9 protein-coding genes are annotated in these 15,277 nt (G+C 68.4%); 6 read left to right on the top strand and 3 right to left on the bottom strand.

Annotated features, from left to right (window positions below; genetic code table 11):
• Positions 1 to 287: 287 nt before the first annotated feature.
• From AADV74_RS06020 to AADV74_RS06005, 4 genes are all read left to right on the top strand, one after another.
• Positions 288 to 3,218, top strand: coding sequence for an alpha-mannosidase (locus AADV74_RS06020; protein ID WP_342112571.1), 2,931 nt, complete (start codon positions 288 to 290; stop codon positions 3,216 to 3,218).
• Positions 3,215 to 4,573 carry an MFS transporter gene (locus AADV74_RS06015; protein WP_342112570.1) on the top strand — a complete coding sequence of 453 codons (1,359 nt, stop codon included), beginning with the start codon at positions 3,215 to 3,217 and terminating at the stop codon, positions 4,571 to 4,573. The genes AADV74_RS06020 and AADV74_RS06015 overlap by 4 nt, the downstream gene beginning before the upstream one ends.
• A 153-nt stretch (positions 4,574 to 4,726) precedes the next feature.
• A complete protein-coding gene (locus AADV74_RS06010) occupies positions 4,727 to 5,896 on the top strand; it encodes an Ig-like domain-containing protein (RefSeq protein ID WP_342112569.1) in 1,170 nt (389 codons plus the stop codon).
• Positions 5,897 to 5,957: 61 nt separating this feature from the next.
• Positions 5,958 to 6,392, top strand: coding sequence for a DUF7144 family membrane protein (locus AADV74_RS06005; RefSeq protein ID WP_342112568.1), 435 nt, complete (start codon positions 5,958 to 5,960; stop codon positions 6,390 to 6,392).
• Here AADV74_RS06005 and AADV74_RS06000 read toward each other — a convergent pair.
• From AADV74_RS06000 to AADV74_RS05990, 3 genes are all read right to left on the bottom strand, one after another.
• A complete protein-coding gene (locus AADV74_RS06000; RefSeq protein ID WP_342112567.1) occupies positions 6,350 to 8,833 on the bottom strand; it encodes an HAD-IC family P-type ATPase in 2,484 nt (827 codons plus the stop codon). The two genes, AADV74_RS06005 and AADV74_RS06000, sit on opposite strands and share 43 nt — an antisense overlap.
• Positions 8,834 to 8,844: 11 nt before the next feature.
• Positions 8,845 to 10,461, bottom strand: a complete 1,617-nt coding sequence (locus AADV74_RS05995; protein WP_342112566.1) for a bifunctional phosphatase PAP2/diacylglycerol kinase family protein — start codon at positions 10,459 to 10,461, stop codon at positions 8,845 to 8,847.
• A 63-nt stretch (positions 10,462 to 10,524) separates the two neighbouring features.
• Positions 10,525 to 12,462, bottom strand: coding sequence for a PKD domain-containing protein (locus AADV74_RS05990; protein ID WP_342112565.1), 1,938 nt, complete (start codon positions 12,460 to 12,462; stop codon positions 10,525 to 10,527).
• 211 nt (positions 12,463 to 12,673) lie between these two features.
• Here AADV74_RS05990 and thrS point away from each other — a divergent pair, with 211 nt between their 5' ends.
• Positions 12,674 to 14,608 (top strand): threonine--tRNA ligase, encoded by a 1,935-nt coding sequence (thrS, locus tag AADV74_RS05985; RefSeq protein WP_342113103.1) that lies wholly within the window; start codon positions 12,674 to 12,676, stop codon positions 14,606 to 14,608.
• Entirely contained in the window at positions 14,608 to 15,174 is a 567-nt protein-coding gene (locus AADV74_RS05980; RefSeq protein WP_342112564.1) for an HIT family protein, read from the top strand. Before thrS ends, AADV74_RS05980 begins: the two co-directional genes overlap by 1 nt.
• Positions 15,175 to 15,277: the final 103 nt, after the last annotated feature.

The following is a 15,277-nucleotide window of genomic DNA, read 5'->3' as shown; positions in this document are numbered from 1 at the left end:
TTCGAGCTGCTTTTTGTTTGCGCGGGGATCGCCCCTGGTGACCCCGCGACGGCATGCGCCGCCGTCGCGCTGGTTCGATCCCAGTATCGCCCACAGCACACCCCCGGTCCTCCGGGGGTGTTGTCGTTTAACCGGCTGCGTTCCGCGGCCTCAGGAGTGGGGTGCGTCGGCGGCTGGGGCCGTCAGTGGGCTGACATAGACTTTCCCCCGCGAGCCGCCGCTCGATCCGTTTCCGCACCGCCGCGGCGGAGTCGCGAAGTGGGCGGCCTCAGGCGAAGGAGGCACGCATGACGGGGTTCGTGTCGATGTTGTTCGGGCTTCCCGTGCAGCAGCCGGCCGAGTACCGGAAGCTCACACGGATCCGCGAGTGTGTCTACACGACCGCCACCGAACTAAGTGCGGAGATCGTGCGCTCGCCCGAGCCGATCCCTTTCGACGAACTCGATCGCTCGGCGTTCAGGCCGCTGAAGACCGGGACGCACTGGGGCAAGGTCTTCGACTGTGCCTGGCTGCGCATCACCGGTGATGTGCCCATCGGAGCCGAGAACGCCGTCGTGCTGCTCGGCATCCGGGGCGAGGGCCTCGTGCACTCCGCGGAGGGTGAGCTCCTCGACTCCGTGAGCACCGTGTTCCAGCAGGGCGACCTGCCGCAGAGCGGCGGTCAGTACCGCCCCGTGCGCAACGTCGACCTGAGCGCCGGCGGCATCGAGCTCTACGCGGACGTCACCTACAACGGATGGATCCTCTACGAGGTCGGTCGAGCCGTGTACCACGGCGCCCGGCTCGCCACCCGCGACGACGAGGCCTACGCGCTCTACTACGACTACCTCACGCTCGTGGTGCTCGCCGGTGCGACCGAGGACACCGGCCTCGAGAACGAGGTGCGTCGGGCCCTGGCCGCCGCATACGCCCGCTTCGATTCCGGAGATATCGCGGGCTCCCGCTCCGTGCTCGCTGATCAGCTGGCGCAGCCGTCGACGAGTGAATTCGTCTACAGCGCCGTCGGCCACGGCCACCTCGACATGGCGTGGCTCTGGCCGCTGCGCGAGACACGGCGCAAGTCGGCTCGCACCTACGTGCGGGCGTTGAACACGATCGACCAGCGAGACGACTACATCTACGGCACCAGCCAGCCGCAGCAGATGGCGTGGACGAAGGAGCGGCATCCGGCACTCTTCGAACGGATGCGGCACGCCGTCGCCTCCGGACGCCTCGAACTGCAGGGCTCGTTCTGGGTCGAACCAGACACGAACCTGCCATCGGGGGAGTCTCTGGTGCGCCAGGCGACTGTGGGACGCCGCTTCCTGCAGGAGGAGTTCGGGCTGACGGACGAGCAGCTGCGCCTGTGCTGGCTGCCCGACACGTTCGGCTACAACGGCAACCTGCCGCAGATCCTCCGTGGTGCGGGCATGGACTGGTTCCAGACCATCAAGCTGGCGTGGAACAAGGTCAACGACTTCCCGCACCGCACCTTCCACTGGCAGGGCATCGACGGCTCGAGCGTGCTCGTGCACATGCCGCCCGAGGGCGACTACAACAGCCGCGGCGCTGCCGACAACCTGCTCACCGGGCTGGCGAGGTACCCAGAGCGTGCCCTGAACACGGCGCTGCTCGTCTACGGCTCCGGCGACGGCGGTGGCGGGCCCAACGAGATCCATCACGAGGTGACCCGACGCGAGCAGAGCCTGCGCGGGCTTCCGAAGGTGGAGTACTCCTCGGCAGGGGACTTCTTCCGTGCTCTCGAGAGGCGCGACATCGCCCACACCCATGTCGGCGAGCTCTACCTCGAGACGCACCAGGGCACGTACACGACGCAGGCGCAGATCAAGCGGCACAATCGGCTCGTGGAGCGCAAGCTGCACGAGGTCGAGGCGCTGGCCGTGCTCGTCGGCGACGACAGCCGACCCGTGCTCGAGGAGCATTGGCGCGAGGTGCTGCTGAACCAGTTCCACGACATCATCCCCGGCTCCTCGATCGAGCGCGTGAACCGCGAGGCGATCGCCACCTACGAGCGCATCGAGGCCGACCTCGACGCCTACGCCGACGAACTGATCGCCAGACTCCCTCACCGGGGCGATGAGCCGGCCGCACTGAACCTCACCAGCCTGCACCGCGACGAGCACGTCAAGCTCGACGGCTCCTGGCACCGGGCGGTAGTGCCGCCGTACGCGGCCGCTTCGCTGGCGCCGGTCGGAGATTTCCCCGAGCTCGCATTCACCGACGACACCCTGAGCAATGGCATCCTGACCCTCCGATTCGACGACACGGGAACCATCGAGTCGTGCCTGGATGCCACCGGTTCCGAGCACGCCGGCGACGGTCTCAACAGGCTCGTCGTGCACAAGGACCCGTACGTGTGGCCGTTCAACGCCTGGGACATCAACCCCGACTATGTGAAGAAGGCGCCGCGCGTGCTGAAGGTCACGAGGGTCGAGAGCTTCGTCGACGGGGCCACCGTCGTGCGGCGGCAGCTCTATCGCAGTCGAACCGTGACGGTCGAACAGCGCGTCGTCCTCGAGGCGGGCAGCGACGTCGTGCGCTTCGAGACCATCGTCGACTGGCAGGAGCGGCACAGGATGCTCCGGGCCGAGTTCCGGCCGGCCCACTACGGCGACTCCGTGAAGTGCGAGATCCAGTTCGGCCACATCGAGCGTGTGACGACGGAGCGCGACTCGGTCGAGACGGCCCAGTTCGAGGTGTGCGCGCACAAGTGGATCGCCACCGAGGACGCCGGCGGCGGATTCGCTCTGCTCAACGACAGCAAGTACGGGCATCGGGCCAAGAACGGCCTGCTCAGCCTCAACCTGCTGCGCGCTCCCACCTACCCGGACAAGACCGCCGACCGTGGTCGGCACCGCTTCACGTACGCGTTCTGCCCGTTCGAGAGCGGCGATCTCGCGAAGGTCGTCCGCGAGGGCTACAGGCTCAACAACCCCCTGCGCATCACGGATGGCGCCGACTTCGACCCGCTTGCGACGGTGACGGATGCCGGAGTCATCGTCGAGACCGTCAAGCACGCGGAGCAGGGCGATGGAGTCGTGCTCCGGCTCTACGAGAGCCTCGGGCGCGCCACGACGACGGCGCTCCGGGTGAGCCTGCCGCACGGTGCCGCCCACGAGACCGATCTGCTCGAGCGGCCAACGGCTGACGCCGATCTCGAGCGGCTGGTGTTCCGTCCGTTCGAGATCAAGACCGTCCTGCTGGAGCCCGCCCGATGACAGTCACCACCGACCAGACGGCGACACCACCGGCGATTCCGCTGCGCACCCAGAGCCTCGCCGTCGTCACCGCCGGCTTCGGGCAGAACATCGTGCTCACCACGGTCTCGACGTTCATCCTCGTGTACCTGCTGCAGTACGCAGGGATCAGCACGGCCGGACTCGCCGTCGTCACCATCATCATCACGGTGTCGAAGATCATCGACGCGATCCTCGACCCCGTGATGGGCAGCATCATCGACATGACGCGAACCCGCTGGGGCAAGCTCCGGCCGTACATCCTGTTCTCGGCAGCTCCGGTCGCACTGCTCTCGGGGCTGCTGTTCACCATCCCCGACATCGCCGAGCCGCTCAAGCTGGTCTACTTCGGCGTCTGCTACATGCTCTGGAGCCTCGCCTATACGGTCTGCGACGTTCCGTTCTGGGGTCTCATCGGCTCGGCCTTCACCGACCCGGCTGCGCGCACCCGCGTGATCGGCATGGTGCGGGCGTTCGGCGCGATCGCCCTCGGGCTCGCGACGCTCGGGATGCCGTGGCTCGCCCGACTGCTGAGCTTCGGCCCCGAGACCACGAGTGCCGGCTGGTCGCTCGCCGTGTTCATCACCTCGATCCTCGGCATGAGCGTGTTCCTCCTCGCCTTCTTCTTCACCCGCGAACGCCAGACCACGGCGGCATCCACAGGCCTCACCATGCGTCAGCTGCTGTCGACGCTGGTGCACAACACCCCGCTGCTCATGGTGCTGCTCGGCTCGGTGCTCGGCTTCGGGCGTTTCATCGTGCAGGCCGGCGGTGCGGTGTTCGTGGTGATCGCCTACGGCGACGAGGGGACCTTCACGCTCGTCGGAGCCGCCATCATCCTCGGCATGGTGATCTCCTCCTTCACCACGCCGCTGCTGCTGCGCCGCATGTCGGCCCGCACGCTCGTCGTCGTGAGCACCCTGATCGCTGCCGTCCTGTACGCCGCGATGTACGTCGTCGGCTACTCGAACCTCGTAGCCATCCTGGTGTTCATCTTCCTGACTGGGCTCACCCTCGGCATCTTCCTCGTCACCCAGGCGACCATGATCGCGGACTCGGTCGATGACGCCGAACGCCGTCTCGGGGTGCGCAACGACGGCATCTCCTTCGCCGGGCTCACGTTCGCCTCGAAGATCATGAACGCCCTCGCGGTGCTCGTCTTCGGGGTGTTCGTCGTCATCGCGGGCTACGAGGCCGGCGTGGACGTCACGGAGTCGATGCAGAACACGGTCTTCGCTGCGATCACGCTGGTTCCGGCCGCGAGCTGCCTGATCTCGGTGATCCCGTTCCTGTTCTACAGGGTGGGTGCTCCTGCGGCATCCGTCACCCCCGAATGATGCGCTGACATCGAGCCGGATGTTGTCTGCGCATTTCGGGTCCGTGAACATCGCGTGGAGGACGCACTCCGCCCCCTTGTCGTGCAGCGCGTATGGGCGGAGACTGGCGCACGACCGATCGATCCGAGCTGGATTCGCGTTGCGGGGGACTCCATGAAGTCACGTTCTCGACTGATCGCGGTGGGCATGGCGACGACCGCCGAACTCACTGTCTCGCTCGTCGCGGCCGTACCGGCGCAGGCGGTCCCTCCGACGGTGCCGGCGATCGAGTTGCCCGCCGGAGTCGGCGGCGACTCGAGCTTCCTCAGCGAGTACGGGGCGACCAGTCCGGCCGCCCGGGTGATCCCGATCGGGCCGGCGACCACGTCGCTGGCCATCAGCCCGCCGTTCGACCCCTTCTATGAGCTCGCCTGCTCGCTCGAGGACGCGGCGGGCACGCTCGTGGCCGAGCGTTACTGGGGGGAGGGCGACGTGGATCAGGCACCGCCCTTCGTGATGCCCGTGCCGTCAGCATCCATCACGACCAGCGGCGGCCCCTACCTCGTCGACTGCTCCTCCCAGGCCGAGAGCACGTCTCGGGTGCAGTGGACGCTGACAGCGGATGCCGCAGCACCGGCGGCGGTCGTCCTCGAGCACGACCCGATCACGTACGTTCGGCTCACCGAGTTCGAACCGCTCGATGGCGGGTCTTATGCGCTCGATACCCCCGTGGCTCTCGGCGAGCGCGTGCGCATCCGCGGGAGCGCAGGCACCTGGTTCCCGGCGGGAGCGGGCTACGACCTCGCGACCAGCATCGAGGTGCCGGATGGCGACTTCCCGTTCTGGAGCGGACCCGCAGAGGAGGAGGCCGCCACGGCGTCAGGCGACGTGGTCGGGCTGACGATTCCCGAGTCGCTTCCCGCATCTGCAGGAACCGCCATTCGTGTCTTCGCACGTGCGCGATCGACTGTCGCCGGTACCGCCACGACGCCGGAAACCACGACGGTGCGCAGCTGGTCCACCCGCCTCGTCGTCGTCGACAAGGCCGCGACCAGCGCCGCCCTGCGCCTCGACCGTACTCTCGCCCTGACGAGTCGCGCTACCGTGCGCGCGCACGTCACGATCACCGCGGGGCCCACCGAGACGATCGCCGGCAGAGTGTCCCTGTTCATCGATGGGAAGCCGAGTTCGCAGGCCGCCATCACCGGGATCGGAGAAGCGACCACCACGATCCGACTGCCGAAGCTCGGGCGAGGCTCTCACGCGATCGTCGCCGTCTTCGAGGGTGGGGACAGCCTCCTCGGATCGACCAGCCCGAGTCGCTCGGTGCGCATCCTGCTCTGACATCCGGCAGCGCCGGGCGCGGAGGGTCGCGTCTCGCGCGGTCGACCGACAGGATGGCTGCATGGATGTCGTTGCCCGCCGCCCCCGCCGCCCCGTCGGCGTGACGATCGCCGTCGTGCTGATCTACGTGCAGGCCGTGCTCGAGGTGATCGCCGGTACCGTTCTGGTGCTCGCCCGCTACGGGGTCGACCCGAGCGACTCGGGAGCTGTGCTCGCCGTGACGTTGCTCGGCTGTGCGGTCATCCTGTTCGGGCTGTTCCTCATCGCTGTAGCGTCGGGAATCGCCCGAGGCAGCAGGTTCTCCCGGTGGATCGTCACGGCACTCCTCGCCCTCTCGCTGTCGGCGAACGTCGTGACGCTGATCGTGGGCGCGGGGGAGCCGTGGTGGACCGTCATAGACGGCCTGATCGCCATCGCCATCCTGCTCGTGCTGTGGACGGGACGCGGCCGTCGCTACTTCCGGGAATCGGTCGCTCCGACCGTCGACGAGTTCTGAGGCCCTGCGTCGGCAGCCGCTGAGGCGGAGGGGGTGACGGGCGCGATCGACGAACGGATGACGCGACGGTAGACGAAGCGCACGATCTCGATCCCCGCGATGGAGAGCGCCGAGATGACCGCGACGAGGAGGGCGGCATCCGGACCCGGATCGACGAGCTGGAGGAAGTCGGTGACGATCGGGATCGTGTACATCAGCACGAGGGCGATCATCATGGCGCCGATGACGACGGCCTTGAGCGCGGTGACCGGCCGGGAGAGCACGATGAGCACCCACAGCCCCACCAGCGTGAGGATGAGCGTGGCCCCTGTGCGCAGCTGAGCCTCGTCGATGCCGATGGCGTTGGCTGCCAGGGTGTACACGGTGAGGGCCGCTGCGATCACCAGTCCGGCGGGCACCGAGAAGATCAGCGACCGTCTCAGGAACCCGGAGACGTAGCGTCTCTGGTTGGGCAGCAGGGCGAGGAAGAAGGCCGGGATGCCGATCGTCAGGCCGTCGACCGCCGAGAGCTGGCGCGGCAGGAACGGGAAGGTCAGCAGCAGCGCCCCGAAGACGATCGCGAGGGCGCTGGCGTAGACGGTCTTGGTGAGGAAGAGCATGGAGATGCGCTCGATGTTCGCGATGACCTGGCGCCCCTCGCCGACGACGCCCGGCAGGTGCGAGAACTTCCCGTCGAGCAGGATCAGCCTGGCCACGGCCTTGGTCGCAGCCGATCCCGAGTTCATGGCGATGCCGATGTCTGCCTCCTTGATGGCCAGAGCGTCGTTCACGCCGTCGCCCGTCATCGCCACCACGTGACCACGCGCCTTGAGCGCCAGCACGAGGCGCTTCTTCTGCTGCGGGGTGACTCGGCCGAAGACCACGTTCTGCTCGAGCACCTCGGCGAGAGCATCGTCGTCCTCAGGGAGCTGCCTCGCGTCGAAGCCGTGCGGGGCGTCGAGGCCGACCTCTCGGGCGATGGCGGCGACGGTGTCCGGGTTGTCGCCCGAGATGACGCGCACGGCGACCCCCTGGGATGCGAAGTAGTCAAGCGTCTCGCGTGCATCGGCACGCACCTGCTCGCGGAAGGTGAGCAGCACCACGGGTTCGACGTCGGGAAGCAGACGTTCGGCTTCGGCGTCGGCCGCGTTCAGGACGGCGGCACTGCGCGCGAGCACGAGGGTGCGCCGACCGGACGATGCGAGGGTGCGCACCTGCTGCGCCATGGCGTCGAGAGCCGGGTCCCGGCCTCCGGATGCCGCGGGGAAGACCATCTCGGGACCGCCGAGCACCCAGGTACCCGCCGGGCCGTCGGCGAAGGCGACAGCACTCCACTTGCGGGCTGACGAGAACTCGATGGTCTGCGAGGGCTCGGCGTCGGGCAGCCGCGTGTAGGGCTCGGCGAGGCACCGGGCTGTCGCATTCGCGTCGGGCTGCGCTCCGTACCAGGCCAGCACCTGTTCCCAGCTCCGTGCCGCATCCGTCTGCAGGGGATGCGAGCCGTCGAAGACGATGTCGCCCTCGGTCAGCGTTCCGGTCTTGTCAAGGCAGATGATGTCGACTCGGGCCAGACCCTCCACGGCCGCCAGCTCCTGCACCAGCACCTGCCGCCGGGTGAGTTTCACGGCTCCGACGGCGAAGGTGATGCTGGTCATGAGCACGAGCCCCAGCGGGATCATGGCGACGATTGCCGCGATGGCTCCGACGGCGGCATCGCGCCAGGCTCCGGACGCGATGGCCTCCTCCCACCCGCCGGCCGCGACCATCTGGGCGTTCAGCACCAGCAGGGCGGCGGGACCGATGAGCCAGGTCACCCAGGTGAGTACGCGGTTGATCGAGGAACGCAGCTCGCTGTGCATCAGGGAGAAGCGCTTGGCCTCGCTCGCGAAGCGATTGGCGAAGGAGTCGGCCCCGACGTGCTGCACCTGGGCGTGAGCGTCGCCGGCGACCACGATTGAACCCGAGAGGATGTCGGAACCGGCGTCCTTGTCGACGGCATCCGACTCGCCCGTCAGCATCGACTCGTCGAGCTGGAGCCGGGTGGAGCGGAGCACGCGGGCGTCGGCCGGCACCTGGTCGCCTGCACGGAGGACCAGGACGTCGTCGAGGACGACCTCGGCCGACGGGATCTCCTTCTCCACCCCGGAGCGGAGCACGCGGGCCAGGGGAGCGTTGAGCAGGGCGAGACGGTCGAGTGCCCGCTTGGCGCGGTACTCCTGGCCGGAGCCGATGAAGGCGTTGGCGACGGCGCTCAGGCCGAACAGGGCGTCCTGCCACCGGCCGAGGAAGAGCAGGACCAGAAAGCAGGCGCCGATGATGGCGTTGAAGAGGGTGAAGACGTTCGCCCGTACGATGCTCCACACGCTGCGGCTGGATGCCTCGACGAAGGCGTTCGACCTGCCATCGGCGAGGCGGGCAGCCACCTCGCTGGCTGAGAGTCCCTGGCTAGTCTTCTCCGTCATCGATCCGCCGGTCATCGCGCGCTCGCTCTCCGTTCGGTGGTGGTGGGTTGCGGGCTGTAGACGGTGAGATCCGCCGGAATCAGGCGCATGGCGACCGTGTAGCGGCCGTCGGCCGCCGCCGCGGCATCCGTCGCCTCCCCGTCGTGGGCGTAGCCGAGAGCCCCGGGGTCGCCGTGGACCTCCACCTCCAGCTCGGTCACCGAGTACGCGGCGATGGAGCGCCGCGGCGACCACAGCGAAAGCGAATGCAGGACGCTGTCGGAGCGGCGACCGAGGATGAGGGCGGCGGCTCCGCGGGTACGGGCCCGGGAGCCGGCCCGGAGCACGCGCACGTCGAGCACGCCGTCGTCGACGCCGCTGCGCCGGAGCGGGGCGGCCGAGCCAGACGGCTCGTAGCGGTCCACGCCGACGAAGAGCGACCACGCGCGACCGCGCTCGCCGCGAGCGGTGAGTTCGACGGGCTCGGTCGAGTTCAGGATGCCGACGGCCGAGACGAGGGTCGCCAGGGGCTTCCCCACCGCCTTCTGGACCTTCTCGCGTCGCTGCACGAACTCGGGATACAGGCCGATAGACATGGTGTTCAGCACGGTGACGGGTGCGGCATCCGCGACCCGCAGTTCTCCGACGTCGACGCGCAGACCCGTGCCCGTGGCCAGAGCGTCGAGGGCAGCCTCGGGGGTGAGGGCGCCGATGGCCTTCGCGAAGTGGTTGAAGGTGCCGCCGGGGATCACCAGCAGGGGAAGATCGGCTTCGCGCGCGACGTGGGCGACGCTGGCGACCGTCCCGTCTCCTCCCGAGATGCCGAGCACGCGAGGAGGGGTGCCCGACGCCAGCGTCGAGCGGAGCACCGACCCCACGTCCTCGCCCTCGGCGAGCGGGTGCACCGTGGCCGCGGGGAGACGCCGTCGCAGCAGGTCGAGTATGTGCTCGCCCTCCCCACGCCGACCGGAGCCCGGGTTGACGATGACGAAGACCCCGTCCCCGTCGACGGATGCCGGAAGATCGTCACGCACGGCAGCCGACGCCCCGACGGGCCCGGGCCTGTCGTGAGGATGCGCAGGCACCAGGATGGCGCCGCCGGCGGCCACACCGAGCCCGATGCCGACCCCTGCGACGACATCCGAGAGCCAGTGTGCGCCCGTGTGCAGGCGGGAGTATGCGACTGCGCCGGCCAGGGGCGCGATGACGGCTCCGGCAACTGGGGACTGCACGGCCACGCCCGCCGCGAAGGCCGCAGCGCTCGCCGAGTGCCCGGACGGGAAGGATCCGGAGGTCGGGGTGGTCCGCAGACGCCGCCCATGCGGGACGGCGTCGAGTGCTGGGCGGTCGCCTCCGAACAGCTGTTTGCCGACCAGGTTCGCCGTCGCACTGGCGACGACGAGCGACGCGGCGCCACGGACAGCAGCCTGCCGATGGCCGAGCAGCGCGAGCACACCGGCGATGGCGAACCACAGCACTCCGCGGTTCGCCGCGCTCGACAGTGCGACATAGACCCCGTCGACGCCCCGGATGGTGTGTCGTCCGTTGATGCGTGCTGCCGTGAGCTCATCGACGCGTCGCACCCACGGAGGCAGCACCCTGGCCCGGCGCAGCGTCTCGATCGGGTGTCGCAGGTTCCACCAGGCCATGACGGCAGCCTAGGCGAGCGGCGTAGGGGCTGACCTCACCGGTCGCTGAGGCGTACGACGCATTCAGGGAGCGCGCACGATGACGTCGTCGATTCTGAAGACCACGGGAGCACTGGTCGAGCTGCCGGACAGGTAGGTGCTGACTCCGGTCGACCCTGCCGTCTGCAGGGACGGCGTGGCATCCGTCACCGACCGCACCCACCCGGCCGGCTCGGTCGTGCCGCTCTTCCAGACCTTCGCCTGGACCGTGGTCGGGCTGGTCCCCGTCACCTGCAGGCGAACCAGGAGAGCGTCTCCACCCACGTAGGTGAGGCCGGGCACGGTCAGCGTCGACGCGACGATGGCATCGGTGCCCGCCGGGCTCTCGCGCACGAGGGCCATGGCGACGTCGCCGTTCGGTCGCGCCGTGATCCTGGCCTTGTAGGCGCCGACGCCGACGATGCGACGCCCGAAAGCGAGGATTGTCATGTCCCCGACGGTCGGCCGCTTGTCGGGGGAGATGGAGAAGCTGAGGTCGGTCGTGGTCGAGGTGGCGCCCGTCAGGTAGGCGTTGAGGGTTCGCCCGGCTGCCGAGTGCAGAATGCGACCCGACCCTCCGGACACCGAGTAGTAGCTGCTCGTCCCCGTGGTCGTCCACGACCCCCCAGTCTCAGCCGTTCCGAATCCCACGGCGACACTGCGGGTGAAGGTGTCGGCTGCGTACACGGTCGGGCCGCCGGGTGTCGTGACGGAGACGGTCCGGGTGACGGATCCTGTACTGCCGTCGTCATCCGTCACCGTCAGAGTGACCTGGTAGCTGCCGGATGCCGCATAGCTGTGCGTCGTGGTCGCGCCGACGGCTGTGTCGCCGTCGCCGAAGGACCAGGCGTAGCCGGTCACGGTGCCGTCCGAGTCAGTCGAGGTCGAACCGTCGGCCGAACACGAGAGATCGGTGCAGGAGGCCGTGAACGCAGCCGTCGGGGGAGCGTTGGGCGGAGGCCCGCCGGCGGTGATGGTGAAGGCATCGGTGAAGCCCGCTCCGGCCGCCGGGGCGAACCGGGCGCTCAGCTGGGTCGCATCCGCTGTGACCTGCATCGATCCCCACGTCGGTGACGCGTTGAGCCCGGAGGTTGCGGCGAAGTAGGCGGCCTCGGTATCGCTCGCCGAGACGTCGCGCAGCGGAGTTCCCCCCGTTCCCACAATGCCGAAGACCGTGCCGGCTCCCTTCCTCAGGGCGTTGTCGCCGTCTGCCACGCAGGCCGCCGTGAATGAGCCGGGAACGATGGCGGAGCATGCGCCGCCGGTCGCGAGTTGCTTGCTGCGCGCGTAGAGGTGCTCGTGTCCGCTGAGTACCAGGTCGACGCGCTTGTCCACCAGAAGGCTGAGCAGGTCGGCTCCGATCTCGCAGCTGTACTGCCCGACGGACAGGCAGGGCTTGTGCATGCCGATGACGATCCACGGGATGCCGGAGGCGCGCGCCGAGTCGATCGCGGCGGAGGTCCAGGCGTAGCGCGGGGTTCCGGCAGCGTAGGACCACGCGCCGTCGGGGAACTGCAGCGCCGGCGAGATCTGGATGAACCGCACGAGTGGCGTCTGCTGCGGCACGTCGACGTAGTACTGGCGCCCGTAGGTGCCGACAGCGCCGGGCAACTGGTTGGGCAGACAGGCGGAGAAGTTGTTGATGCTCCCGTTGGCGCCGTCGCTCTCGTGGTTGCCCGACACGAGTTCGAACGGGAAGCCGGCCCCGACCCGGGCGGTCACATAGTCGCACCAGTTCTGCTCGGGCGTCGTCACGTACGACAGGTCGCCGAGAGCGAGGTGCAGGTCGGGGCCGATCGTCTTGATGTCGTTGAGAACGGCGGAGGTCTGGGTCGTCGAGTTGAAGTCACCCGATGCCGTGAACGAGACGACGCTCGCCGTTGTCGGCGCTACGGCCGTCGGCTGCACTCCGGTGGCGACGAGGAACCCCGCCGCGACGATGACGCCGGCGAATCCGGCGGTGAACGACTTCATTGCACTCATTGCGCTTCCTTGCACGTCGGGTCGGGTTCGTGTCAAGGCGGAGGGTGCCGACGGCGGTGTCGGCGACTCGGGCGTCTCGTCTGCAGGATAGCCCCGTGTGCCGGCGGGCGACAGTGACACTTCTATGATTGAGGGGTTCCGAAACGTACTAAGGGAGTAAACGACAGTGGCTGACGGCTTCGAGCTTTTCACCGACCGGTCCGTTGTCGCGATGCGCGTCAACGGTGAGCTCAAGGACCTGGCGACGACGGTGACGGATGCCGACACCGTCGAGCCCGTCACGATCGACTCTCCCGACGGACTCACCATCCTGCGCCACTCGGCTGCCCACGTGCTCGCCCAGGCCGTGCAGTCCATCAACCCGGAGGCCAGGCTCGGCATCGGCCCGCCCGTCACCGACGGCTTCTACTACGACTTCGACGTCGAGACCCCGTTCGCCCTCGAGGACCTCAAGCCCCTCGAGAAGGCCATGGACCGCATCATCCGTCAGGGCCAGCGCTTCGTGCGACGCGTCGTGACCGAGGACGAGGCTCGTGCCGAACTCGCGAACGAGCCGTACAAGCTCGAGCTCATCGGGCTCAAGGGTCACCCCACCGAGGGAGCAGGCAGCCACGACGACGGCGAGTCCGTCGAGGTCGGCGGCGCCGAACTGACGATCTACGACAACGTCGACCCGCGCACGGGCGAGACGGTCTGGAAGGACCTCTGCCGAGGCCCGCACCTGCCGAACACCCGCATGATCGGCAACGGCTACGCCCTGTCGCGTGTGGCTGCCGCGTACTGGCGGGGTTCCGAGAAGAACAAGCAACTGCAGCGCGTCTACGGCACGGCGTGGGCGACGAAGGACGAACTGCGCGCCTACCAGGCCCGCATGGAGGAGGCGCTCAAGCGCGACCACCGCAAGCTCGGCGCCGAACTCGACCTGTTCAGCTTCCCCGACGAGATCGGCTCGGGACTGGCCGTCTTCCACCCGCGAGGCGGCATCATCCGTCACGAGATCGAGAAGTACATGCAGGAGCGCCTGCTCGCCGCGGACTACGAACTCGTCAACTCGCCGCACATCACCAAGGGCTCGCTCTTCGAGACCAGCGGCCACCTGCAGTGGTACAAGGACGGCATGTTCCCGGCCATGCATCTCGACCAGGAGACGGATGCCGACGGACACGTCACCCGTCAGGGCCAGGACTACTACCTGAAGCCCATGAACTGCCCCTTCCACAACCTGATCTTCCGGGCGCGCGGCCGCAGCTACCGCGAGCTGCCCCTGCGTCTGGCCGAATTCGGAACGGTGTACCGCTACGAGAAGAGCGGAACACTCTCCGGCCTCACCCGCGTGCGCGGCCTCACCCAGGACGACGCCCACGTCTACGTCACGCCCGAGCAGGTGCGGGGCGAGGTGGCCAGCCAGCTCGAGTTCGTGCTCGAGACTCTGCGCGGCTACGGACTCGACGACTTCTACCTCGAGCTCTCCACCAAGGATCCCGAGAAGTTCGTCGGCGACGACGCCGCCTGGGAGGAAGCCACCGAGACGCTGCGTCAGGTCGCCATCGAGTCCGGTCTCGAGCTCGTCGACGATCCGGGCGGCGCCGCCTTCTACGGCCCGAAGATCTCGGTACAGGCCCGCGACGCGATCGGCCGCACCTGGCAGCTCTCGACCGTGCAGCTCGACTTCAACCAGCCCGAGCGATTCGAGCTCGAGTACACGGCCAACGATGGAACGCGCCAGCAGCCCGTGATGATCCACCGCGCGCTGCTCGGCTCCATCGAGCGCTTCTTCGCCATCCTGCTCGAGCATTACGCGGGCGCGTTCCCGGTCTGGCTCGCTCCGGTGCAGGTGGTCGGCATCCCCATCGCCGAGGACTACGTCGATTACCTGGGCGACGTGATCGGACGGCTCAAGGCTGCAGGCGTGCGCGCCGAGCTCGATGCATCCGACGACCGCATGCAGAAGAAGATCCGCAACCACACCAAGCTCAAGGTGCCGTTCCAGCTCATCGCCGGTGAGCAGGACCGCGCAGCCGGCTCGGTGAGCTTCAGGTTCCGTGACGGCACCCAGGAGAACGGCGTTCCCGTCGACGAGGCGATCAGTCGCATCCGTGCCGCCATCGCCTCGCACGCTCAGGTGACGAGCGCCGGCCAGATCTGATGGCGGAAGAGGAGGGCGCGTTCGCCGGGCTGGAGAGCTCGGCGGACTTCGCCGCGGTTCCGGATGCCTTCCAACGGCTGTGGACACCGCACCGGATGGTCTACATCGAGGGCGGGCCGACGCCGCACGAGGAGAAATGCCCGTTCTGCGCCGCCCCGAAGCTCGACGACGAGACGGCGCTCATCGTCGCTCGCGGGGAGCACGCCTACGTCTTGCTGAACCTGTTTCCCTACAACAGCGGGCACCTGCTGGTCTGCCCGTATCGTCACGTCGCCCTCTACGACGACGCGACGGCGGAGGAGGTCGCCGAGATCGCCGAGCTGACGCAGATCGCCATGCGCGTCGTGCGCGAGGTCTCGAACTGCGACGGCTTCAACATCGGCATGAACCAGGGCCGGGTCGCAGGAGCCGGCGTGGCCGACCACCTGCACCAGCACATCGTGCCGCGCTGGGCGACGGACGCGAACTTCTTCCCGATCATCGCCGAGACGAAGGCCATCCCTCGCCTGCTGGGCGAGACGAGGCAGGCGATTGCCGATGCTTGGCCGACCTTGCTGGTCGAGTAGCCTGCGAAGAAGGAGCCGGCGTATCGAGACCGCATCCGGCGGCGGTGATGGTCTCGATACGCGTCCTCGCTGCGCTCGGGCGCTACTCGACCAACGAAGGTAG

This window comes from Leifsonia stereocauli (assembly GCF_038432415.1).
GTDB lineage: Bacteria > Actinomycetota > Actinomycetes > Actinomycetales > Microbacteriaceae > Orlajensenia > Orlajensenia stereocauli.
Note: the sequence above shows the minus strand (reverse complement) of the source record. Positions and strands in the feature narration are given on the sequence as shown.